Below are 22719 nucleotides of genomic sequence, written 5' to 3'. Positions count from 1 at the left end.
CCGCCTCTGCCTCCTTCAGCACGCCAATGATCTGCTCTTCCGAAAACCTTGCACGCTTCATCGTCTGTCCTTCCTTCAAGGCCAGACTCTAATCGCTCGTGGAGGAAAATCAGGGGGTCACGTCAGGTCCGCGAAGCGCAGGGTCGCAAGGCCACGCCCAGCGCCGGTGTAATCGACAGCCAGAGCGTCAAAACCACGGCAAGTGGCGGCCCTCGGGGCTACGATGCCGGGAAGAAGATCAAAGGGCGCAAGCGCCACATCCTCACCGACACCGAAGGCAATCTGGTTCTCGCCGTTGTCCATACCGCCGACATTCAGGATCGCGAGGGAGCTCCAATTGCCTTGGGTGGCGTCATAAAGCGGTTTCTCTGGCTGAGGCACATATTCGCTGATGGTGGATATGCTGGCCAGAAGCTAAAAGATGCCCTGAAGCCTTTGGGCAGGTGGATGATCGCAATCATCAAGCGCTCCGACAAGGTCATGGGCTTCGAAGTCCTGCCCCGCCGGTGGGTGGTCGAAAGGAGAATTGCCTGGCTCAACCGAAATCGCCGACTTGCCAAGGACTTCGAGCAAACCATCGCATCCGCCACGGCTTGGCTCTTCGTAGCCACGGTCCAAGCCTTTGTTCGGTGTGCCGCAAGGCATTGTCTCTCAACGACTTAGTTTCGAACCCGACTCTTAGAGCCGATAATGGATTGCTGGTTAGAAGGGTCGCACTTGAGCCGTCGTGAAACCGTGTCGCTGTGCTAACAGACAATCCGAACTATCCAAACCGGGATGATCTGAAGAGTAACACAATACAGTTGGTCGGTCGCGTGATATCGGCGGGTTCAGAGGTTACCTGACGCGCCCAATTTTGCCATAACGTGACGCCAAAGCAAATGAAGTATAGGTTGAAGAGAATATTTTTCCATTAATTTTCAATAGCGTAGGATTGACAGTTTATTTTTGAAAATCTTTAAGACATTCGGAAATTTTGATGAATAGATCTGTCTGTTAGCCTTCTCTATATATCTTACATTAGACTGACAATTGCAAAAAGAGGATACGTGGCCGTCGTAAGCGTCAACTTTACCATCAGCTAATGCTGTGTTCGAGTACGTCTTCGTTTAGTCTACGCTGGAAAGCTGGGGGCCTCGTCAGACGCAGTTGATCCTGCAGAACGCATTTTCGATGGTCTGTCGTCTGCGGTGATGATCGTCATGTATTATCTGCAAGCAGTCCCGTCCAACGGCGCTTACGATCGGTGATTGGACCGTGGAGATCAGCGCATCTTTTGATCAGCGCTCAACGGAGATAGGAAAGCCCAGAAACGCACACGGCACTCGAAGCAAAGAGCCTGTGCGAGGCTTCATCGGAAAGCTAGGGGCTACTCATAAACCGCCTAACACCAGTGCTGCATCAGCAACCCTCTGTACTTGCTAAGGCGGCCTTCAGCAAAGGTGTAATCGAGGAAATTGCGGATCACTTCGCAGTGGCGGCACTCGACAGCTGGGCCATCGTTAGCATGTTGCCCAGTTTGAGGCCCACTGCCATGTCTGGCAGGGGGAGACGGGAGACGTCCAGCCCAATTGTCTGCCCGGCCTGCTGCGCGAGGAAGCTGATCGGGAAGTGATTGACGCTGCGCTGGACCTCGACGCGGGCATAGCCGGCGGTTTCCAGCACCTTCGTCATCGTCTCGGGATTGTAGAGCTCGGGATGCTGGAGGCAGAAGGGCGGGAAGGTGCGCCCCATCACCGCGCGCAGCAGCGACTTCTCGTTGTGCGTCACAATCAGAATCCGCCCGCCCGGCTTCAGCTTGGCGCGGATCTGGCGCAGGATCGCCAGCGGCTCGATGATGTGATCGAGCACATGGATCATTACGGCAAGGCTGATCGTGCCATCGGGAACCCCGCCGAAATCATCCATCGCCGCGCTGATCGTGTGCGGCAGCGCACCGGCCGAGCGCGCCAGCACATCGTGCACAGCCCGGTTCGGCTCGAACAGCCAGGCGTGGCCGAACTTGCCCGAAGCGGCCGCAGAGGTGACGATGTGCCCGACATCCGGACCGATCTCGAGGTAATCGCCTGGCGCAACGCTGCGGGCCACCGCAGACCAGTATCCGCGCTGCGTTGCCTCGATGGCGGAGGAAGGCACGATATCCATGTTGGGCGCGAGATTGGCGTAGAGTTTGCCGAGCTGTTCGCCGGTGAAATAGCGCGGGCAATAGAGCAGGCCGCAGCCCGAGCACCGGGCGTAGGTGAAGAACATGCGCTCCTTGCGCAGCCCTTCCCAGAACGGCACTAGGCCATCGAGCCCGACATCCTCGCCGGCGGGCTTGCTACGCATTTCAGGGCTCGCCTGCGTGCTTCCGCAGCACGGGCAGGCCCGTTCAAGTAAGGCTGCCATCGATCATCAAGTCCCTGTATCAGAACGAAACGTTACGGCCTGGTGCCAGAAGTAGCTGCCAATCATCGTGACCATCGCAAAGCCGAACTGGGCAGGTATGGGATGGAGGCCCAGACCCTGGACCAGCAGTGGCAAGGCAATCAAGTTGGCCCCGAAGACGATGTAGGAATAGGAAGAGAAATAGGCGAACTCGCGCAGGATGTTCTTGCGCGTGCGGAACACCCCGATCTTGTAGGTGCTGAAGGCGAACACGACACAGACCAGCTGCGACAGGACGAGCGCCGCCATGTAGTTGCGCGCAAACCACGGCCAGATCCACAGGAGCGCCGGGAAGAACGACAGCCCGAACGCGGTGTTGGCCGCGCCGGCAAGGAGATAGCGCACCGGGCGCTCGCCCCGGCGCAGACTTTCGAGGACGCGGTCGATCAAAGTCACGCGGTCATTCGTCCAGCAACGTGATGCGCATGTTCTCGCGCAGCACTTCGCGCGGAAGGAACGGCGAGAGATCTTCGAGCGGCGGGGAGGTCATCCGCCCGTCCGGATGGACCTTGGCCCCTAGCTTAGGCGCGAACGAGGCATTCTCGTCAATCATGACTTCGCAGATCGTGGCGCCGGGCGCTTCGATCGCGTCGCGCAACAAGCCAAGGTTCTCGTGCCCGTCGATCCGCCAGTAGCCGTAGCCGAAGGCCGCCGCCAGCTTGGAGAAATCCGGGAACGTCACGTTGCTCTTGGGTCCGCCACCCACTTCGACGCCGTTGAAGTAGTTGCGGTGGGTCTGGAAGATCGAGACGTAGCCGTTGTTGTTGAGCAGGATGATCTTCACCGGCATGCCATAGCCGACGATCGTCTGCAGCTCCTGCAGGTTCATCATGATGCTGCCATCGCCGGCCACGCAGATCACCCGGCGCGGATTGCCGAGCCCGACGCAGGCGCCGATCGCGGCCGGCAGATCATAGCCCATCGTGGCGCAGCCCGAATTGGTCCACAGCCGCAGGCCCTGCTTGATCTGCGCGGTCTGGAAGCCGACGACGCAGGCGCTGCCATTGCCGCAGACGACCACATCCTCCCCGTCGAGCACCTGGAACATCGCATCAAGCGCGACATAGGGATGACAGACGGCATTCTGGTTGTATTCGGGCAGGACGACCGGGAACCTGCGCCGCCGCTCAACCGCCCATTCCAGCCATTCGCGCTGCTCTTCGGTCGGGCCTTCGGGCGCGGCGGCGATAAGCGCAGGGATGAGATCCTTGAGATCGGCCACAACCGGCATGTCCGGCTTGACGTTAGGCTTCTGCAGTTCGAGCGGATCGATATCGACCCAGATCTTGTAGGCCTCGCGCGCGAAGCTGTCCCAGTTGTAACTGACCTGCCGGATATTGAGCCGACTGCCGAGCACGAGGAGGAAATCGGCGCTCTGGTTGACCATGTTGCCACCCCGGTCGCCGACCGTGCCGGGGCGGCCGCAATAAAGCGGGTGATCATCCCAGATCACGTCGTGCGCGTTCCACCCGGTGACGACCGGCACGCCGAGCTTTTGAACGAGTTCGATGAAGGCCGCATGCGCGCCGCTGAGCCGGACACCGCCGCCGGCAAAGACGACGGGTCGCTTGGACGTCTTCAGCTTCGCGATGATCGCCTCGGCTGCGGCGGCAAGGTCGATCCTCGTCCACGGCTCGTCGAGTTCGGCGGGATCGAAGCCGGGATCGAGCGTATCGGGATCGATCCGCGCGGCCTGCACATCGAGCGGAATGTCGAGCCACGTTGGCCCAGGGCGGCCCGAACGCGCGAGGTAGATCGCCTTTTCAAGGTGATAGCGGATGGTCTGCGGATCGGTGACCATCTCGGCATACTTGGTGATCGTCTGCACGATCGGGGCGATATCGAGTTCCTGATCGCCATACTGACGCAGCGGCAGCCCGGTGTGGCGCACCGTAGTCTCGTTCTTGACCTGTCCCGAAAGCACGAGGACGCCGACCGAATCCACGAAGGCGCCGTAGATGCCTGTGATGGCGTTGGTGCCGCCCGGCCCGGAAGTGACGTTGACGACCGGCAGCCGCCCGGTCAGCCGACCATAGGCCTCTGCCGCGATCGCGAGGGCCTGCTCGTGGTGGCAGAACGTGGTGCGGATCGCCTCGTGCGTGCCGATCGAATGGTTGAGGTGCATGGCCCCGCCACCGGTGAGCATGAACACGTCGCCAACCCCATGCGCAACCAGTTGCTGCGCCACCCAGTCAGAAAGTTTCACCTTGGTCATCGCGTCCATCCATTCCACGCTGCGGTGCGGCGAATTGCCTCGTCCAGATCAACGGTGAAAACCACGCCCAGTTCGCTGCGGATCCTTGCGGTCGAGGGCACATAGCGCCCCGGGTTCCAGCCATGATCCGGCTTGCCGAGAATCTCGAACCGGCCGCTGCCAAGCAGGGTCGCTGCGCGCTCGGCCAGTTCGCCAATCGAAACGGCCTCTTCCGAGCCCAGATTGTACGTCGCGCCGGCTGGGGCCCGCAGTAGCACGGCCCACATCCACGCCGCGAGGTCAGCCGTGTAGAGATAGGAGCGCACCGCCAGCCCGTCGCTGTTCACCGTGATGGTGCGCCCGACCATGGCATCGCGGATGAAATTGCCTGCCGCGAAGTGGATATCGAGCGCCAGCATCGGGCCGAGCAGCGCGAAGATGCGCGTCGTCACGATGTCGAGCCCGAACTGGCGGCGATAGATCGCGCACAGCATTTCCGCCGCGCGCTTGCCTTCGCCGTAGCTGGAGCGGTGGGTCGAGAGGTCGGGACTGCCACGATAGTCCTCGTCGACATGGGTCAGGTCCCACGGCTGCCCGCCGTAGACCGCGCCGGAGGACATGAATAGCACGCGCCCAGCCCCCGCGGCCAGCGCGAAATCGAGCGTATTGCGCGTGCCGGCCACGATCGTATCGAACATGCGCAGCGGATCGCTCTCGTTGAGATCGGCACTGGCATCGGTCGCGCCGTGGATCACATGCGTGTAGCGCGCGCCATCGGGCTGCAGGGAGAGGACATCGCCGGCCACCAGCCGCAGCGCAGGCCACGCGGCGAGCGTGGGGGCCTTGGCGGCAAAGGCGGCGGGATCGCGGGTCAGCACCGCGACCTCAAGGCCCAGCCCATGCGCCACATCGGCCAGTCGCAGTGCTTCCAGCATCCAGCGCCCGATCAGGCCCGTGCCACCAGTGATGAACAGGCGCGCACCGCGTAGCGCGGGCCAGTCCGCCGCAAGGCTCTCAACCACGCAGCCGAGGTCTTCAGCGAGGATCGGATGCAGGCTCATGCCGCCGCCTGCGCCGCGCCGAACGAAAGCTGGGGCCGCTGTGTGCGATAGGTTAGCGTCGCTTCACGGATCGTATCGAGCGAGAGCAGCATCAGCACGGCGAGCAAGCCGATGGGGTGCGTGAACTGGCCGACGGCAATGCCGAACTGCGCCGTCACCGCCTTGCCGCTGAGCCATGCCGTCGCGTGGATCACCGGCAGCGTCGAAATCTGCCAATCGACGTTGAGCGCGTTGAGATAGATGATCGTGATCGAGCCAATGCGGGCAAAGCCGCGCCACGGCTCCATGAACACTAGGAACACGAGGAACATCTCGGTATAGCCGCCAGGCGAGCGGATCGTCAGCGAGATCAGCAGCGCGATGGCGGCCAGCCGCGTGATCGAGACGGCCTTGGGCTGGAGCCAGGCGAGGAGCAGAGCCGCGACGCCGGTCAACTGCGCCACCGCCATCGCCGTGGACAGGACGAAGCGGAAGGTCTCGTAGGTGTCGGAGCGGAAGTAGCGCAGTACCGGGAACCGGCCGCTGTCAATCACGCCGAACAGGCCGTTGAAGCTCGTCGAATAGTAGATCTCGCCAACGACATCGCCGCTCGTGAAAGTGATCCAGTTGGCCGTGTTGGCAAGCAGTTCGGCCACGCTGCCGCCGCCGACGAAGGCCCATGTCGCCAGATAGAGGAGCACGGTGGCAATCGCGGCGAGTTCGAGCTGCCGCCAATCGCGGCGGATCGCCCAGGCGAAGGTCGTCACCAGCATGTAGGGCTTGAAGTTGATCATCAGCGCGGCGGCGATGGCGCGGACCGGCCGCGAGGTGGCGAAGAAGCCGAACGCCACGACCATCGCGATGTAGCACATGATGAGCAGTTGCCCGCGTTCCAGCGCGTAGAGCGAGCGATAGCCGAACGCGAGGGCGAGCGTGCGCATGACCGCCGTGCGCGGGTCGTTGCGGCGCAGGGCCAGGTAGGAGACGGCGATGGCCGCGACATAGGACGCGAGGATCGTGACGATCGACAGCCAGTCGCAATCCCGCGCCGCGAACGAGGAGGTGACGTAGCACGACGAGATGCTGAACAGCCTCAGCAGCACGAACGAGAGGGGCGGATAGATCGAGCGCCAGACCGAATAGGCGCCCCGGTGATTGGCCCAGTAGGCGGTGTTGAACCAATCCATGAAGGTATCCTGCGGATCCCATATGAAGGGCTGGGGCAGGTATCCGGTCTCGAAGAAGCAGTGAACGACCGAGACGAACGAGGCGAGCACGAGCAGCAGCAGCGCAAGTTCGTGCAGCGTGGCGCGGAGGGCCAGCCGCAGGGTATCGAGCCGATCCGGTTCGGCTGCCTCAGTCATCTTCGGCTACGACGAACGGCTGGCGCACCGGCCTGGTGCGGCTCGGCGGAAAGTTCAGTCGCTCCTGCTCGATCACCAGCGGGACGCGCCGCGTCCGTTCGGCGATGATGCGCACCTGTTCGCCCAGGAGCCCGGTGAACAGGAAGCCGAAGCCGAACAGGCCGAACTGGCTGGCAAGGATGACCCACGGCCATGCGGCCCAGCCGGCAAAGGCTGCCGCCGCGCCGCAGATCGCCAGCGCGAAGCCGAGCGCCATAAAACCGAGCGACCACACGATGGGTCGGCGCAGCAGCGCCTTGGACGAGCCGGCAAGACCCGAGACCGCGAAATCGAGCAGCGCGAAGACGTCGTTCTTGGTCTGCCCGCCGCGCCGCTCCGGCCGGTCGTAAGGAACGAGGCCGATCGAATAGCCGCTTTCCACCAGCATGCCGCGGAAGAACGGTTCGGGCTCGTGCCAGCGGGCGAGCGTTTCGACCACGCGTCGGTCGTAGAGGCCGAAACCGGTGGCGCCGGGGATCACGGCATAGTCCGCATTACGCGCAAGGAAGCCGTAGCCGGCCTTGCGGGCTGCAGTGAGCACGGCCCCGGCTGCTTCCTCGCTGCGCCGCACGCCCAGCACGATCATGCGGCCTTCACGCCATTGGCGGATGAATTCGCCGAGCAGCGCGGGCGGGTCCTGGAAATCGGCGCACATGCCGATCACGGCAGCGCCTTCGGCCTGATAGATCGCGTGCGTGGGCGAACGCATCTGGCCGAAATTTCGCGTGTTGAAGATCGCCCGCACATTGCTGTCCGCATCGCAGATCTTGCGGACCAGCTCGCGGGTGCGGTCGCTCGAGCCATTGTCGATGAAGAGGATTTCCCACGAACGCGCGTGCTTCACGAGCTCGGCGCGGACTTCCTCGTAGATGCCCGGTACATTCTCTTCCTCGTTAAGGCAGGGGATCACGACCGAGACTTCTATATCGTTCATGCTGTGGCCCGCCTGCGTCAATCGGCCGGCGCACTTGGCGTGGGGCCAGTCTCGCGTGGTCCAGCGCCAGGATCGAACAGTCCCGTCGCCGGCGCATAGAATTCGACGAACACGATCAGCCCCGCGAGCAGCGCAAGAAGCGCCACCGCGGTGGTGTTGAAGTAACGGTCGGGATCGACATGGGGCACGTCGATAACCGAAAGCTGGGCGCGGTCCTGCGAGACGATTTCCTGCACCGCAATCTCTTCGGCGGCGCGCTGATAGACGTCGGAAACGCCCTGCGCGAAAGCAAAGTTGCGATAGAGCCGGGCGTAGGCGAGCGCCGTTTCCGAAATCGCACCGACGTTAGGGCTGGCCTGCCCATCTTTCGCGGTGGCCGCGCGGGCGATCTGCGCCTGAAGCGAGGCAACCTGCCCCGCCACGACGGCAAGACGCGGGTTGTCCGGCCCGGCAATGTCGCGCAGCGTGGAAAGCTCGACCTGCTTGGCCTGAAGCTGGCCCTCGAGCCCTGCCCGCACCGTCAACTGCTCACCGAGCTGGGCGGTGGGATCGGCAATGCGGTTGGCCTTTCGGAAGGCCTCGAGCTGGGTCTGCGCCTGCACCAGTCTTTCCTGTGAACTGTTGAGCCGGTCCTCGACGATGCGGCGCTTGCGCGAGACCTGCATGCGCACATAGGCGCCCATGCGGTCGCTCATCGCGGCGACATAGGCCTTGGTCAGATCAAGCGCCCAGTCCTGATCATAGGCCCGCGTCTCGAACTCGATGATGCCGCCGAGCAGCGAATGAATGTCGACCCGCTTTTCCAGCGCAACCAGCGCCGCGCGCTCGTCGGCATAAGGACGCCCCGGGCCGGCGAGCTTGAGGCGGGCGACCACGTCGCGGCCGACAGCATCGCTCTTGGCCAGCTGAAGCGTCACTTCGGTCGCGCTGCGATCGCCGAACAGCGAGGCAAGGTTCTGCAGCTGCGTTCCTGCACCCGACATGCTGAACAGCGAGGCCGCGTTGTTATCCCCTGGCACAACTTTCGCGCGGGCCATGAACGGTCGCGGGAAGAGGCAGAGCACGGCCAGAACCGCGCCCAGCACGCAGTACACATAGACCCGGATCCGGCGTTCGCGCAGCCGGCCGATGCGCTGCCAAGCCGTCACTTGGTGATCGCCACGATCGACGCACTCGCGAGCGCGCCCTGGAAACCGAAGTTGAGCAGATCCTTGAAGCGCGCCCAGAACGCGCCGCGTTGGGAATCGATCGGCACGAACACGAGATCGCCCGGCAGCGCCGCGGCCGAAAGCGTGCCCCGTCCGCTCAGCAACGTGCCGTTCGCGCGCACGATGAAGACGTGCCTGCGGTCGGCCAGCCGGTTGACCCCCCCGGCAAGCTTCACGTAATCACCCACCTTGGTGCCGGGATTGTAGCGAAAATCGGCCGAGCTGTTGACCATGCCGTAGACCCCGACCGCAAGCGAGCGGGTGGGGATCACGAGATTGTCGTTGTTCTCGACGACGAAGCTTCCCGGCAGGCTCTGGTCATTCGGCGCGACCGGCAGGACGAGACGCCCTTCGATCCGGCGGCCATTGAGTTGCTTTACCAGCGCATCGACGGCCGAAAGGCGGGCGCTGTGGTCCTTGTCCTGATTTTCGTAGCGCACTAGCGGCTGCGCTGTGAGCGAGACTTTCAGTTCGTCGACCGCCTTGGCGAAATTGTAGGCCTGCTGGCGGCGCAGGCTGTCGCGCACGAACACCGCGCCGAAGGGGTAGGCCTGTGGCGTAAGCCCGCCTGCCTTCGCGATCACTTCATCAAGCGTGGTGCCCGGCTGCACGAAGTAGCGGCCGGGGTTCTGCACCTCGCCGCCGATGGTGACGAGCGCGGGCAGTCGCTGCTGCGGCTGGGCGATGCCAACGGCAGAAAGGACGCGCAGCACAAGCCCGCGCCGCGCCGGCGTTGCCGCAGCAACCTCCGGTGTCAGTTCTTGCCAGCCCTGATCGCTCATCGGATCGAGCACATGGAGGCGACGAATGTCGGCAACGGTGTTGACCCCGCCGCCATAGACCAGCACGTCCTTGAGCGTATCACCGGCGCGAGCTTCGTAGATAGCCTCGTTGTTCACGCTGCCGATCGCCGCGATCTGCGCGCCGGCAGGCGCGATGAAGATCACGTCGCCGTTCTGCAGCACGGCATCGGCGGATTTGTCGCCCTTGAGCAGGAAATCGTAAAAATCGAAATCGGAGATGAGCTTGCCGCCGCGCCGGACCTGGATCGAGCGGAAGCTGCCCCCGGCCGCCGGACCGCCCGCGGCAAGCACCGCGTTCACCACCGTCGACAGGCTGCTGACAGTGTAGGAGCCGGGCACGGCAGCAAAGCCCGTCACGTAGACGGTAATGCCGTTGAGCCGGGTGACCCCGACCGTTGCGGTGAAATCCTTGTACTGGCGCGAGACCGCTCGGCCGATCACGGTCTGGAGATCGCGGTAGGGCACGCCCGCAACCTGGATCGCGCCGACTTCGGGGACGAAGATCCGCCCCTCGGTATCGACCTTGAGCCTGAGGTTGGTGGCCTGCACGTTGCCGGTCAGCCCGAGCCGGATCTCATCACCCGGATTGATGCGGTAATCGGGCGGCACCGAAACGACCGGGGGCGCGATGAAATCCCGCGCGCTGGGGGTGAGCAGATCGGACCCGAACCGGCGGACCGGCTTGCCCACGAGTTCGGAAACGAACGCCTCGAATTCCCCGGGCGGACCGGCAGGCTGGCGGCGCAGGCGCGCTAGTGGTTCATCCGTGGCCACGGGGCGCGGCTCGGCAGCAGCCTCGCCATCGGCGGGCAGCGTGAGCTGCGTCGGACGATAGTCCGGAATGGCGCTGCTCTGCACGCTGGGCGCGGGCTGCAGGCCGCGGTTCGTGGCGTTCTGGGCGGCGCTGGACTGCGACATGCCGGTCGAAACCTGACCGCTATAGGTCGAGGCGACCTGTCCGGGATCGACGACCTGCGCCACGCCCGGCATCGCCACCAGATCGCAGCACAGCGCAAGCAAAGCCAGTGTAGCGCAAGATCCAAGCTTGGAGATTTTCAACGGATTGCCCATCTATCAGCTGTGCACGGGTTCGCCTGATCAGGGATTCATCAGGCCATCACAGCATGGGCCCAAATGGCCCGCCACACAAAACTCCCTAGCATGCGGCGCCAAAGCTGCCGACATGGAGTATGTCCGGGCAGGCCCGAAGAGCGCTGCCCGTAGCCCGCCGAAGTCAGCGCCCGACGGCCGCCAGCTGCACGCGCGAGGCCTGCCGCTCTTCCATCATCTTGATCCGGGTGAGATCTTCTCCGGCGATCTGACTGTAGTATTCGTGCTTGTTGCGCAGCCACGTCAGCTCGAACTCGACCGCGGTGGCAATACCCAGCGAAAGCGACTCGCTTTCGGCGGCAGCGCCATCGAACACGACCTTGCGGGTCTCGAACCGGTCGAGCCGCACCGCGCGGAAACGCGCGAGCGCCGCCGCAGCTTCGGCCGCGACCGAGCCGCCGACGACGAGATCGAGATCATGCTCTGCACAAGCGGCTGCGACTTCGAGGACCGCAGTGGTGATCGCGGGATCGTTGATCGCACCACGTGGCATCCCGCGCGAAAGGGTGAAATCGACGCGGCCGAACACGATCCCGTCAATCCCGCCCTGCTTGGCAACCGGCACCATCCCGGCAAGATTCTCGAGCGTCGCCTGCGTCTCGAGGTTGACCAGGAATTCGGTTTCCTGCTCGTTCTTGCCGTAAACCTTGTTCTTGGCAACGACGAACTTGGACAAGGCGTAGGGCGTTTCCACCATCGGGGCGATAATGTAATTGGCTCCATAATTGCGGCATTGCAGCAAATCCGACACCGCTTCGCAGCCGCCGATCTTGATCGCAACCTTCAGATCGGCCCGGTGTGCAACCTCCAGCAGCCGAAGAAGTTCGTCCGCACGCGTGCCTTCGGCCTCAAACTCTGCCTTAACAGCAACAAAACCGCAATAATCGCGACCATGCTTCAACAGGTCAAGCATGTGGCGTTCAGCAATGTTCACAAAGACCTCCAGAATGCAACGGTTACAAGGACCATCGCTACAAACACATCATTGACAGATGGCCGCTTGCCATAGCACAGGCGCAAAGGTCAAGACTTATGGTTCAATGATGCGCACAGGGGACCATGATTCGCCAAGGGTATGTAAGAGACCTTAGTCATAGCGTAAGCACAGGACTTGATTGATGGATCACTCGTCCAACACTGGCAAGACACAAAAGGAAGTGCCTGTGCCGGCACGGAACAGCCGGCTGCAAGTTTCAGCGCATTTTTGGAACATGCTGTCGCCCTTGTGCCGATTGCGGCCAATCGCCAGTGGCCGCCCGCTTCCATCAAGCAGAATGGAATCGTGTCCTCTTGAGTGTCTAGTCGAAGAGGCCACTGTTGCCTGCGCCTGCTCACAATCATGCGGAGTCGACGCCTGGCTGGGTATGCCACTGATCCCCCAGCGTAGCGGTCTTGCCGTCAGCGCGATCTTTCCTCTCCTTAGCGGGATGCGACGGAGGCTTGCTTGACGATTGCAGTGATTCTGGCCGGTGGCCTCGGAACCCGGCTTGGTGAAGAGACGTCCGTCCGCCCGAAGCCGATGGTCGAGGTCGGCGGGATGCCGATCCTGTGGCACATCATGAAGATCTATTCGGCCCACGAGGTGAATGATTTCGTGATCTGCCTTGGTTACAAAGGCTACATCATCAAGGAGTACTTCGCGAACTACTTCCTCCACATGGCGGACGTGACGCTCGATCTGACCAGGAACAGCATGGAAGTGCATCAGAACTGGAGCGAGCCGTGGCGGATCACGCTGGTCGAAACCGGCGCCGACACGATGACGGGTGGCCGCCTCAAGGCGGTGCGCTCCTATCTCAAGGAGGGTGAGCCCTTCTGCTTCACTTATGGTGACGGCGTCGCCACGGTCGACATCACGGCGCAGCTCGCCTTCCACAAGGCGCACGGCAAGCGCGCGACGATCACCGCCGTTGCTCCGCCGGGCCGCTTCGGCGCGCTCGACATCGAAGGCGAAATGGTGCGCAGCTTTCAGGAGAAGCCGGCCGGTGACGGCAATCTGATCAACGGCGGCTTCTTCGTCGCCGATCCTTCCGTAATCGATCTGATCGAGGGAGCCGCAACGACGTGGGAGCGCGAACCGCTGGAGCAGCTTGCTGCTTCGGGTGATCTCGTCGCCTATCACCACGACGGGTTCTGGCAGGCGATGGATACCCTGCGCGACAAGCTCTATCTCGAAAAGCTGTGGGAAGAGGGCGCGCCGTGGAAAGTCTGGTGAGCGAGGCCTTCTGGCGCGGCCGCCGCGTCTTCCTGACCGGGCATACGGGCTTCAAGGGCAGCTGGCTGGCGCTCTGGCTCCACGCGATGGGCGCCAGGGTTACCGGCTTTGCGCTACCGGCCGAACCGGTCAGCCTGTTCAACCAGGCCGGGATCGGCGATCTGGTCGAGCATGTCGAGGGCGACATCCGTGATCTCGCCGCGGTCGAGGCGGCGATGTCCGCGGCCGCGCCTTCGGTGGTGCTGCATCTCGCCGCCCAGCCGCTGGTGCGCCGCTCCTATATCGAGCCGGTCGAGACCTATGCCACCAATGTGCAGGGCACCGTCCACGTGCTCGATGCCTGCCGCCGGGTGAGCGGCCTCGAGGCGATCGTCTGCGTCACCAGCGACAAGTGCTACGAGAACCGCGAATGGGTCTGGCCCTACCGCGAAGACGATCCGATGGGCGGCTACGATCCCTATTCGAGCAGCAAGGGCGCGGCCGAACTGGTCGCCGCCGCCTATCGCCGCAGCTATTTCGGCAAGGCGCCGGGGCCGCGGCTCGCCACGGTGCGCGCCGGCAATGTGATCGGCGGGGGGGATTGGGCGGAAGACCGGCTCGTTCCCGATATCGTCCGCGCCTTGCTGGGCGGCAGTCTGCCGCAGATCCGCGCGCCGCAATCGGTGCGGCCGTGGCAGCATGTGCTCGAAGCACTCAGCGGCTATCTGCTGGTGGCAGAGCGGCTGGCGGGCGGCGTTGCCGGCGTTGATAGCGGCTGGAACTTCGGCCCGTCCGAAAGCGATGCCCGCCCCGTATCGTGGATCGCGGACCGGCTGGTCGCGGCCTGGTCGGGCGCGGCGCCCGGCACCGGCTGGCAGGACGTTTCGGGCGGCGAGGCCGTGCACGAGGCGCGGCTGCTACGGCTCGATTGCGCCAAGGCCCGCACCGATCTCGGCTGGCGCACCGCACTCACGCTGCACGATGCGCTCGGCATGATCGTCGAGTGGCACAAGGCGGTGTGTGCGGGCGCGGATGCGCGCGCGGTCACCATGGCGCAGCTGGCGGATTACCGGGAGCGCTGCGCAGCGCTTGCCTTATCCCCTGGGGCCTTATCTGGCGGCGGCTGGTCCAGCGCCACGACATGCGTGGTCCAGCCGCCGACCTTGCCGGGTATGGCGGGGAAAGTCGCGACGATCCGCCCGCGCGCCAGCAAGTCCCGATAGGCGGCGTATTCCTGCGGGAAGGTCTCGCGCTCGGCCGCATAGCGATCGTACTGCGTGAGGATGGCGTAGTCCGCCCGGCAGGTGCCGCGCTTTTCCGGCGCCAGCGTGCCGTAATCGATGTTCGAGCGTCCGCCGCGCCCGGCATCGACCGTATCGTACTGTATCTTGCCGCCAAGGTAGTCGTGCACATCGACGCAGCCTACCGCGCCGAACGGGAAGAGCAGGTTCCAGGGCTGCGGCAAGATGTCGAAGCCGAAGTGTTCGACGAGCACCGTGCTTCCCGGCGGGATGTGCTTCATGGCCCAGCCGGTCGCCTGCTGCCGCGCATCGGTCGCGCGTTCGATCTTGCGGCTGGCCATCAGCAGTGCAGGCTCGAGCAGCGCCGCCAGCAGCACGAGGTGTGCGGCGAAGTGCACTGCGGTCGGCCTCTGGCGGGCCATCGCCACGAGCAGAGCCCAGCCCAGCCCCATGGCGATGGCGAGCAGCGGGACGAGCGGCAGGACCCAGCGCTCCCACACCAGCGTCTGGCTGCAGATCGTCGCCATGAAGGCCGCAAGCACGGGCAGCACGATCGCGCCCGCGCGGCGGCGCAGCAGCCACCATACGCCGCCCAGTGCCAGCGCGCTGCCGATCACGCCAAGGCCCGAAAGGATCGGCCCTTTCGCATACCAGCCGAGGTTGTAGAGCAGGCTCCCCCCGGTCGCGCCGAGGTGATGGCTCTGCGCCTCGCCGTGCAGGTTGTGCACCACGGTGCTGAAATCGAGCACGATAAAGGGTGAAACCGCAAGCAGGCCGACGACGGTCGCGACGGCGCACGCCGCAAGGTGCGCGGCCAAGGGCAGCAGCCGGCTGCGGCCTCCCGCAAGGCGCACCGCCGCCGCTCCGATCAGCGCCACGCCGGCGATCCCGGTTGGCCATTTGGTGGCAACCGCCACGCCCAGCCAGAGCCCCGCGATCACATGGTCGCGCAGCGTGCCCTGCCTCATCGCGCGCAGCGCTGCGCGCATGCTGAGCAGCATGAAGAAGGTCGCCATGATGTCGGTGCGGATGACTTGCGACCAGATCACGCTGGCGGGCTCGATGGTGACGAGCGCGGCGGCGGCGAGCGCGGCATGGCGCGTCAGCGCCGCCTCGTCGCGGCCTTCGCCGAGCTCTTCCGCGAGGCGGAAGGTCTGCCACACGGCCGCAGTGCCGAAGGCTGCCATGGCGATCCGTCCCGGGAGGATGATCCACGCCGGATTGGCATAGACCGCGTTTGCGAATGCCTTGATGTCGCCAAACCAGCCGAGCGCCCGCCCCAGCCCGAGCACGGCCACATTGACCGCCGCGAGCACTTCCATCGTGGTTGTTCCCGGATGGCCGAACCACGCGGGATTGAGCGAGAGGCTGCGCAGCATGCGCAGCGAGCCAAGTTCGAATATCAGCTCGTCCGGATCGTTGAGCGCCGGGAGACCGAAGTCAGCACCGGCAACGCGCAGGACAAGCGCCAGACCGACAATACCAGCAATGGCCATTGTCGCGGCGCGGGAGCGTGGCCAACAGCGGCCAAGGTCATCTGCCATAGTCTCTCCCTGCGCCCGTGGCGGTCCTGCACTGCAGTCCGCCTTTCGCTTCGCTTAACAACAGGCACCGCCCTGCCAAGTTCGGCTCGCAGCAGGCACCTTGCGGGAAGCGGCCTGGTGGTCCAGATGCTGCAGTATGCGCAAAGGCCCAGCCCTCCTTCCCGTTCTGCTGCTCGCCATGGCGCCCGTACCGGGCGTGCCCGCGGCAGAGGGCGGCACGGATGCCGCGCTCCCCACCGGCGAGGACGCGCGTCCGCATGGTCCGCTTATCGCCGATCGGAGCGAGGTTTCGCTGCCGCCCCAGTCGCTCGCATCCATCTCGGCGGCGGACGTATATCGCTCGCTCCCGCCGGGTGCGCTGCCGCTCTCGTCGCGGTTCGGCTGGCGGTGCGATCCGATCGATGGCTCGGTGCGGTTCCACGCCGGAGTCGACATTCCCGCGCGCGCCGGCGCGGCGGTAAGGGCGTTCAGGGCCGGGCGCGTCGTGTTCGCGGGCTGGTCCGGGGGCTACGGCAACCTCGTCGTGATCGATCACGGCAGCGGCGTCACCTCGCGCTACGGGCATCTCAAGCGCGCTTTCGTCACCCCGGGCGAACCAGTCGGGACCGGGGATAGGATCGGCGAAATCGGCTCGACCGGGCGCTCGACAGGGCCGCATCTCCATTACGAAGTGCGCCGCGGCGGCGTGGCGATCGATCCCGTGCGCGCGGTCATGCCGGTTTCCGCCGGCAACGCACCCGATCTGTCGTGGCCTCGCATCGATCCCGAACCTCCCGAAGTTGCCCCCAGGCTTTCGTGGACCTCCGATGGCGGGGCGGACGTGCTGCCCACGCCGGCTATCCGCTGAGTGCGCCAACGAGGGACTCGAAGCTGTGGTGGACGGTGCCCCCAACGGGTGACCAGCCCGCTTCGGCATAGCCCCAAGTGAGGAAGTGGAACGGCATGCCGGCGTCTGCGGCCACGGCATGATCGATTTCACTGTCGCCGATGAACACGCCTTCGCCGCGCACCAGTCGGTGCGCCGAAAGCACCTGTTCGAGGAGATCTGGCGCAGGTTTGGGCGGTAGGTCGGGCCGGCCGCCGACCACGGCGCTGAAGTGCCTGGCAAGGCCGGTATCGTGGAGGACCTTTTCGCACAGCGCCTGCGGCTTGTTCGAACAGATCGCCATGGCAAAACCTGCGTCTGCCAGCCGCTGCAGCCCGCTTGCGACACCGGGAAACACGGTCTCGTGCGGTGTGGTGTAGGCCGCATAGCGCGCACGGAATTCCTTGAGGTCCTCATCGGGATCGCGGCAGGCATCGCCAAGCAGCGCCCGCACCATGTCTCGCCCGCCGCGGCTCATCCAGGCCCGCGCGCCTTGGTCGTCGATGGTGTGGGCGCTATTTCGCGCCTGCAACATTTCGCGCAGGATTCCGACACATGCGGCATTGCTGTCGACCAGCGTCCCATCGAGATCGAACACCAGCAGGGGCTTTTGCACTATGGTTCATCACCACTCATGAAGGGAGAACATCTTCTGTGGTTGCCGCCCGTAGTGCAAGATGATTTTAATCCGCGTGAGAGTGATCGAGAGCGCGCTTCTGTCAGGCCTGGTTTGTGCGGCGTTGAGTAGCCCCTAGATTACTGGACGCCTTCCGCTTTCAAAATCTGCTGCCGTTCGAACTCGACGGGTGACAGCATCCCGTTCCTGACCTGCCTGTGCACCGGTGTGTAGGGCATCGCGACGTAATCGAACACATCCTGCCGTGCTTTCGCGCGTGTTTTGTAGGTCCGGCGCCGGATGCGCTCGCGCTTGAGTGACGAGAAGAAGCTCTCGGCAACCGCGTTGTCATGGCAATTGCCGCGCCGGCTCATCGTGTGCTCAAGATTATGGGCCCGGATGAACGCAGCCCAGTCCATGCTGGTGAACTGCGAGCTTTGGTCCGAATGGATCAGCGCCCGGTGCTTCGGTTTTCGCCGCCATACCGCCATGTGCAGCGCTTGCAGCACCACGTCGGTGGTCTGCCGACTCTGCACCGACCATCCCACCACGCGGCGGGAGTAGTGATCGATCACCACGGCCAGGTAAGCCAAAGCCTTCCAGGGTGCGAATGTAGGTGATGTCTGTCACCCAAGGCCGGTCGGGTGCAGCCACGTCGAACTGGCGGTCCAGAGTATTGTCGGTCGCCAGAAACGGCTTGCCACCATGGCAGCCCGGCCTGCGCTTGTAGCCGATCTGCGCCCTGCCCCCTCCTGCACAGGGTTGAGGGTGAGTCCGTATCTGATCTGGGAGAGTGTTGATTGCCACCGAGAAGTGGCGCGGGAGAGTCCGCAATTTCCACTGAGATTTGGCTCTGACTCACTTTTGCTGGTGGTATGATAGAGTTTGGTCCCTCAATCGAAGGGATCAGCCATGCATGGTCGACTTCAGCGCGCGGACCTTGCACCGGAGGGTTCTGCGGTCGTATCGGTTCATACCGTCGGAGAGCATCTCCAGATATTGCTGCGCGCACGATGCGATGAGGTTTTGCCCGGACTGTGCGCGACCCTGTCGGCGCGTACAATGCCTGTATTTGCGTCGTCCCTCCGACCTTCCCATTGGCGGCAGGCGCGTCTCGCTTGTGATCGAGGCGCGCCGGTTCTGGTGCGACAGCGTCGTGTGCTCGCGACGCATATTCTGCAAACCGTTCGATGGAGATGTGTTGGCGCGTTACGCACGGCGAACTGCGCGACTTGAGACAATTGTTCATCAACTTGGGCTGGCGCTGGGCGGAAGGCCTGGAGCCGCCTTTTCCAGGCGACTGATGATACCTGTGAGCAAGGATACATTGTTGCGGGTCGTACGCAGGCGTGTCTCCCAGCAATCCGGCGAGCTCACTGTGATCGGAATTGACGGCTTCGCCTTACGACGAGGCCAGACTTACGGAACGATTGTCTTCGATCTGGAACGGCGCAAGCCGGTCACCCTGCTACCGGATCGCACCCTTGAGACCTCATGCACTTGGCTTGCAGCACACCCATCGATTGCGGTTGTCGCACGCGACCGCGGCGGTGGTACGGCGAGTCTATTGCCAAAGTTCTTCCAAATGCCGAGCAAGTCGCAGATGGGTGCCATCTGATGGAGAACTCGAGCCGAGCATTCCTCGATGCGGTCGGCAAATCCATGCGCCAGATCCGGCATGCTCTCGGATGCAATGTCATCGACCCCAAGCTTCTGACTTGCGCCGAGAAACTTCAATATGAAGACTATCTGAGCCGGCAAGAAACTAACGAGGCCATTCAACGCCTGGCGAAGGCCGGGACGTCCATCCGCCAGATTGTCCGGCAAACTTGGCATAGCCGAAAGCTGGTTCGAGATGTGCTGCGCTGCCAGCGCCTCAATGTGTTCCGCACCTGGCCGAGCTTTCTCGACCCTTTGCTGCCTTGGTTGGACGAAAGATGGGATTGGTGCTCGCAATGCGCTGGCACTCTGGCGGGAAATACGCAGCGAGGGTTTAACGGACAAAGCAGTGTCGCATCTCAATGGGCCCAGCGGCGGCGCCTGGCCGAGAAGGGTAACCAAAGCGGGCTCGCCCGCACGCCATCGGCACGAGTCCTTGCCCGCCTGATAACATCGGATCGAGACGGGCTTACAAGGTCAGAGGCAATTCTTGTAGCCGTAATCGAAGACCACGTGCCCGATTTGGTCGCAGCTCGCCAGGTGATCGGAGAATTCCAACCCATGATTCGCTCCAAATCAGCGGCGCAGCTTGGACAGTGGTTGGATACTGCGAAAGGAAGCCTCGTAGGTTTGCGCAACTGCTGTCGAACCTGCGATCCGAGGTAACTTTCAAAAGCTCTTTGGCAGCCAAGTGAAAATGCAAATGCTTCGCTGCGACATCCGTCGCGCCCATCGCTTTGCGGTCACGATACCGGACCTGGGACAGCTGCGGTAACTCGTACGAATGAGTTCTAAGTCAATCATACCTAACACTACTTTGGCAGATTTCTGCGGATCATTCGTCGCCATCGTTTACGGCAGTGCGGGCATGTTGGCGGCGGAGGCTGGCTGAGTTGGGTCAGGATTGCCTGCCTGATGGCAGGCAAGGTCGGCTGCGGCGGCGGGCTCGAGCTTCTTTTTTTTCCGACCCGCTGCCCTGAGGCGACGGGCTTGCAGGAAGGCGAACGCGATCATGCTCATGAGGGTGTGTCGGTGAAGTCCCTGCCACGATCGTCCCTCGAAGTGATCGAGGCCGAGCTCTTCCTTCAGCTGTTGATGGGCTTGCTCGCAGACCCAGCGGGCCTTGATGGCGCCGGCCAGCTTCCTGAGCGGTGTGTCGACGGGCAGATTGCTGAGGTAGTATTTGCGTTCGCCGGTGGAGCGGTGCTCGCCGACCAGCCATACCTCTTCGCCGGGAAGATGCTGCTGGCCGAGATCACCGATCCGCTGCGGCGGGCCGTCTGCCACCCGCACGCGCATGGCAGCAAAGCGCGCCGACAGCTTGCCCTTGGTGCCGCGCCGCCAGCTCACGGTCTGCCACTTGGCGCTCTCGAGCACTTCTTGGGCGGGACGCGAAGCAACGTCAGGCACATAATTCTTGCGTGGCCGTCCGCGGCCAGCAACCGGGAAGATCATGGCAACATCGGCCGGATAGACCTTCTGCTTGTAAGGTATGCCCACTGCCCAGGTCAGACCGCGCTCGGTCAGTGCCTGCCGGAACGGGCCGGACAGGCCATAGCCAGCGTCGGCCAATATGCCGCCGAAGCGCACACCAGCGCTGCGCACGCGGTCGATCTCGGCAAGGGCGATATCGGGCTTGGTGCGATAGGCGCGCACCTCTGCAGGAACCTTGGCACGGTCCATCCGCGCCGCATTGCTGGTCCAGCTCTCAGGCAGGAACAGGCGCAACCCGATCATGACCGGCACTTCGTTCGATGCCAGCGTCACCGACACGAGGGTCTGGCAGTTTGCGTTCTTGCCCAGCGCCGAGGCATATTGCGGCGCCACGCCGACCGACGCACGCCCCTTCTTGGGCAAAGCCGTGTCATCGATGATCAGCCAGGCAGCGCTGCCACCTACAAGTGCATCGGCCTGCCGACAGAGTTCCTCCTCCAATGGCGCGCTGTCCCACAGGGCACCCCAGATAAAATGGTGCAGCTGATCGTAGCCAATCCCCGGCGAACGCATCGCCATCGGCTGCACGCTTTTGCGGTCACCAGGGCCGATCAACCCCTCGACATATGCCGGACACATCCGCGCCCTGCGCCGATCGCCCAACATCCCCACAAAGGGCGCGAGCCACTCCGTCAGCTCATCCCGCCATGCTTCCACCATCGCCAGCCTCCACACGCTGACGATCTTGAATCACGATAAGCGACTCTTGTGAATCTCAAAAATGCACTTCTGCCAAAGTAGTGCTAATCGTTGCAAGCAAAACAATCAGCAGCGCCCAGTTCAGAAAAGCTGACGTTCATCCAGTGCAGATAGCCTGGGCTGATTTCTGTCCTTTGGGGAGAGAGTATCTGGATCTGCTACGCTTGGCCAAGATATTGCGATATCGTCGTCGTCCCAGATCACACCTGCGTCATGTGCTTGGCTGTAGCGCTCTGTCACCTTGTAAGAGACCAGTGAGTTCGGAGTCAACGTACAGAACGCATGGCCAAAGCCGGCCGGTATCCAGAGTTGGTTGCCACTGCGCGAGCTCAACTCTAGACAAACGTGCTGACCGAAGGTTGGTGAATTGATCCTTAAATCAACAGCCACGTCAAAGATGGCGCCCGCAACGCAGCGCACAAGTTTTCCTTGTGCAAACGGTGCGGTCTGAAAGTGGATTCCCCTGATAGTACCCTGCCGGACGCTGAGAGATTCGTTCTCCTGTACGAAATCGACTGGCCCGATCCGCTCGGAAAACACCTCTCTGCGGAAAATCTCAGAGAAATGCCCCCGCTCATCCTCGATACGGACCGGAACGAACTCAAGCACTCCGGAAATGAAAAAGTCATTGATTCGCATTGGATCACCGAGAAAGTGGCAGTCAGCAGTGAGCTATGTCAGTGCAGACAGGAGAGCAAGCCTTAAACTGAAGCAGGTGGCACACAGATTCTGACCTGTACGCCGTTGTCGAGGTCAGAGTTCACCCCGGGATTCCCGGCGACCTGCGCCAAACCGCCGGGCCCCTACAGTGGCTTCACAAGCTCCGGCACCCTCCCGCTGAAGCATAGATTGCAATAAGTGCTCATTACCCCCTTTTAATCCTGCGCGGCACTGGCATAACGCCTCGTCAGTGATTCACTGCAGCGGTCCACAGGATAAGGGCAGAGGCAATGCCGCTTATGCCGATTGAAAGGCTGACTGAAACCAAGGACGAGTACTGACGCCAATGAGTAGCAGACGAAGCAGAACGCCATCAGAGCAGCGGCCACCACCTGATGATGGAGCAACTTTGGCCGAGAATGATGTCGCAGTTCGGATCGTCGGGCTGAGGGATCGAAACTTTACGCGTCGGCTTGACTGGATTGCCGATCTTTTTCCGACAGGTGAAGTGTTCGCATACGATGGTTTGGATTTCAGGTGTTTTGCACAGGCTGGAAGTGGTTTCGAAGTCCTGCTGTTGCATGGTGACGACACTTCCCGGATGTCCGCAATCGTACGACGTTGGCGG

The 22719-nt window shown here is 63.1% G+C and carries 17 protein-coding genes and 3 pseudogenes; 5 read left to right on the top strand and 15 right to left on the bottom strand.

The genetic code is table 11. From position 1 onward, the window contains the following. Positions 1–123 precede the first annotated feature (123 nt). A pseudogene (locus tag I2488_RS18925) lies at positions 124–663 on the top strand (IS5 family transposase); the annotation flags it as partial. A gap of 801 nt (positions 664–1464) precedes the next feature. Here I2488_RS18925 and I2488_RS18920 read toward each other — a convergent pair. From I2488_RS18920 to I2488_RS18880, 9 genes are all read right to left on the bottom strand, one after another. Beyond that, on the bottom strand, positions 1465–2328 hold the full coding sequence (locus I2488_RS18920) for a class I SAM-dependent methyltransferase (RefSeq protein WP_246465766.1): 864 nt from the start codon (positions 2326–2328) through the stop codon (positions 1465–1467). 66 nt (positions 2329–2394) lie between these two features. Further along, on the bottom strand, positions 2395–2823 hold the full coding sequence (locus tag I2488_RS18915; RefSeq protein ID WP_196277346.1) for a GtrA family protein: 429 nt from the start codon (positions 2821–2823) through the stop codon (positions 2395–2397). A 4-nt stretch (positions 2824–2827) separates the two neighbouring features. Continuing rightward, positions 2828–4642 (bottom strand): thiamine pyrophosphate-binding protein, encoded by a 1815-nt coding sequence (locus I2488_RS18910; RefSeq protein WP_246465765.1) that lies wholly within the window; start codon positions 4640–4642, stop codon positions 2828–2830. Beyond that, a complete protein-coding gene (locus I2488_RS18905; protein WP_196277345.1) occupies positions 4639–5682 on the bottom strand; it encodes an NAD-dependent epimerase/dehydratase family protein in 1044 nt (347 codons plus the stop codon). The genes I2488_RS18910 and I2488_RS18905 overlap by 4 nt, the downstream gene beginning before the upstream one ends. Further along, positions 5679–7025 carry a hypothetical protein gene (locus tag I2488_RS18900; RefSeq protein ID WP_196277344.1) on the bottom strand — a complete coding sequence of 449 codons (1347 nt, stop codon included), beginning with the start codon at positions 7023–7025 and terminating at the stop codon, positions 5679–5681. Before I2488_RS18900 ends, I2488_RS18905 begins: the two co-directional genes overlap by 4 nt. Then, positions 7018–7998: a glycosyltransferase family 2 protein gene (locus I2488_RS18895; RefSeq protein WP_196277343.1), complete on the bottom strand. Its 981-nt coding sequence runs from the start codon at positions 7996–7998 to the stop codon at positions 7018–7020. Before I2488_RS18895 ends, I2488_RS18900 begins: the two co-directional genes overlap by 8 nt. A gap of 17 nt (positions 7999–8015) precedes the next feature. Further along, positions 8016–9146, bottom strand: coding sequence for a capsule biosynthesis protein (locus tag I2488_RS18890; protein WP_196277342.1), 1131 nt, complete (start codon positions 9144–9146; stop codon positions 8016–8018). Continuing rightward, on the bottom strand, positions 9143–10999 hold the full coding sequence (locus I2488_RS18885; RefSeq protein ID WP_246465769.1) for an SLBB domain-containing protein: 1857 nt from the start codon (positions 10997–10999) through the stop codon (positions 9143–9145). Before I2488_RS18885 ends, I2488_RS18890 begins: the two co-directional genes overlap by 4 nt. A 244-nt stretch (positions 11000–11243) precedes the next feature. Continuing rightward, complete coding sequence (locus tag I2488_RS18880; protein ID WP_343071119.1) at positions 11244–12053, bottom strand: aldolase/citrate lyase family protein; 810 nt, start codon at positions 12051–12053, stop codon at positions 11244–11246. Positions 12054–12563: 510 nt separating this feature from the next. On the opposite strand from I2488_RS18880, the gene rfbF reads away from it, so the two are divergent. Both rfbF and rfbG read left to right on the top strand, forming a co-directional pair. Further along, the gene (gene rfbF, locus I2488_RS18875) at positions 12564–13334 is read left to right on the top strand and encodes a glucose-1-phosphate cytidylyltransferase (protein ID WP_214652466.1); all 771 of its coding nucleotides are present in this window, start codon (positions 12564–12566) and stop codon (positions 13332–13334) included. Beyond that, positions 13319–14536, top strand: coding sequence for a CDP-glucose 4,6-dehydratase (gene rfbG / locus I2488_RS18870; protein ID WP_196277340.1), 1218 nt, complete (start codon positions 13319–13321; stop codon positions 14534–14536). The genes rfbF and rfbG overlap by 16 nt, the downstream gene beginning before the upstream one ends. Positions 14537–15294: 758 nt before the next feature. On the opposite strand, the pseudogene I2488_RS19680 reads toward rfbG, so the two are convergent. Beyond that, positions 15295–15741, bottom strand: a pseudogene (locus I2488_RS19680) (phospholipid carrier-dependent glycosyltransferase); the annotation flags it as partial. 493 nt (positions 15742–16234) lie between these two features. Between I2488_RS19680 and I2488_RS18865 the strand changes: the two are divergent. Continuing rightward, the gene (locus I2488_RS18865) at positions 16235–16945 is read left to right on the top strand and encodes a M23 family metallopeptidase (protein ID WP_196277339.1); all 711 of its coding nucleotides are present in this window, start codon (positions 16235–16237) and stop codon (positions 16943–16945) included. On the opposite strand, the gene I2488_RS18860 is transcribed toward I2488_RS18865, so the two are convergent. Continuing rightward, a complete protein-coding gene (locus I2488_RS18860) occupies positions 16935–17579 on the bottom strand; it encodes an HAD hydrolase-like protein (RefSeq protein ID WP_196277338.1) in 645 nt (214 codons plus the stop codon). The genes I2488_RS18865 and I2488_RS18860 overlap by 11 nt on opposite strands. A gap of 140 nt (positions 17580–17719) precedes the next feature. Next, positions 17720–18329, bottom strand: a pseudogene (locus I2488_RS18855) (IS3 family transposase); the annotation flags it as partial. Positions 18330–19196: 867 nt separating this feature from the next. Between I2488_RS18855 and I2488_RS18850 the strand changes: the two are divergent. Then, positions 19197–19904 carry a transposase gene (locus I2488_RS18850; protein WP_196277337.1) on the top strand — a complete coding sequence of 236 codons (708 nt, stop codon included), beginning with the start codon at positions 19197–19199 and terminating at the stop codon, positions 19902–19904. 186 nt (positions 19905–20090) lie between these two features. Here I2488_RS18850 and I2488_RS18845 read toward each other — a convergent pair whose 3' ends face one another. From I2488_RS18845 to I2488_RS18835, 3 genes are all read right to left on the bottom strand, one after another. Then, entirely contained in the window at positions 20091–21392 is a 1302-nt protein-coding gene (locus I2488_RS18845) for an IS701 family transposase (protein WP_196277336.1), read from the bottom strand. Positions 21393–21512: 120 nt separating this feature from the next. Further along, a complete protein-coding gene (rfbC, locus tag I2488_RS18840) occupies positions 21513–22070 on the bottom strand; it encodes a dTDP-4-dehydrorhamnose 3,5-epimerase (RefSeq protein WP_196277335.1) in 558 nt (185 codons plus the stop codon). 394 nt (positions 22071–22464) lie between these two features. Continuing rightward, positions 22465–22674 carry a hypothetical protein gene (locus tag I2488_RS18835; protein ID WP_196277334.1) on the bottom strand — a complete coding sequence of 70 codons (210 nt, stop codon included), beginning with the start codon at positions 22672–22674 and terminating at the stop codon, positions 22465–22467. Positions 22675–22719 lie beyond the last annotated feature (45 nt).

Source organism: Novosphingobium jiangmenense, from assembly GCF_015694345.1.
In the GTDB taxonomy this organism is placed as follows: Bacteria; Pseudomonadota; Alphaproteobacteria; order Sphingomonadales; family Sphingomonadaceae; genus Novosphingobium; species Novosphingobium jiangmenense.
This window is presented reverse-complemented; position numbering and strand designations above follow the sequence as displayed.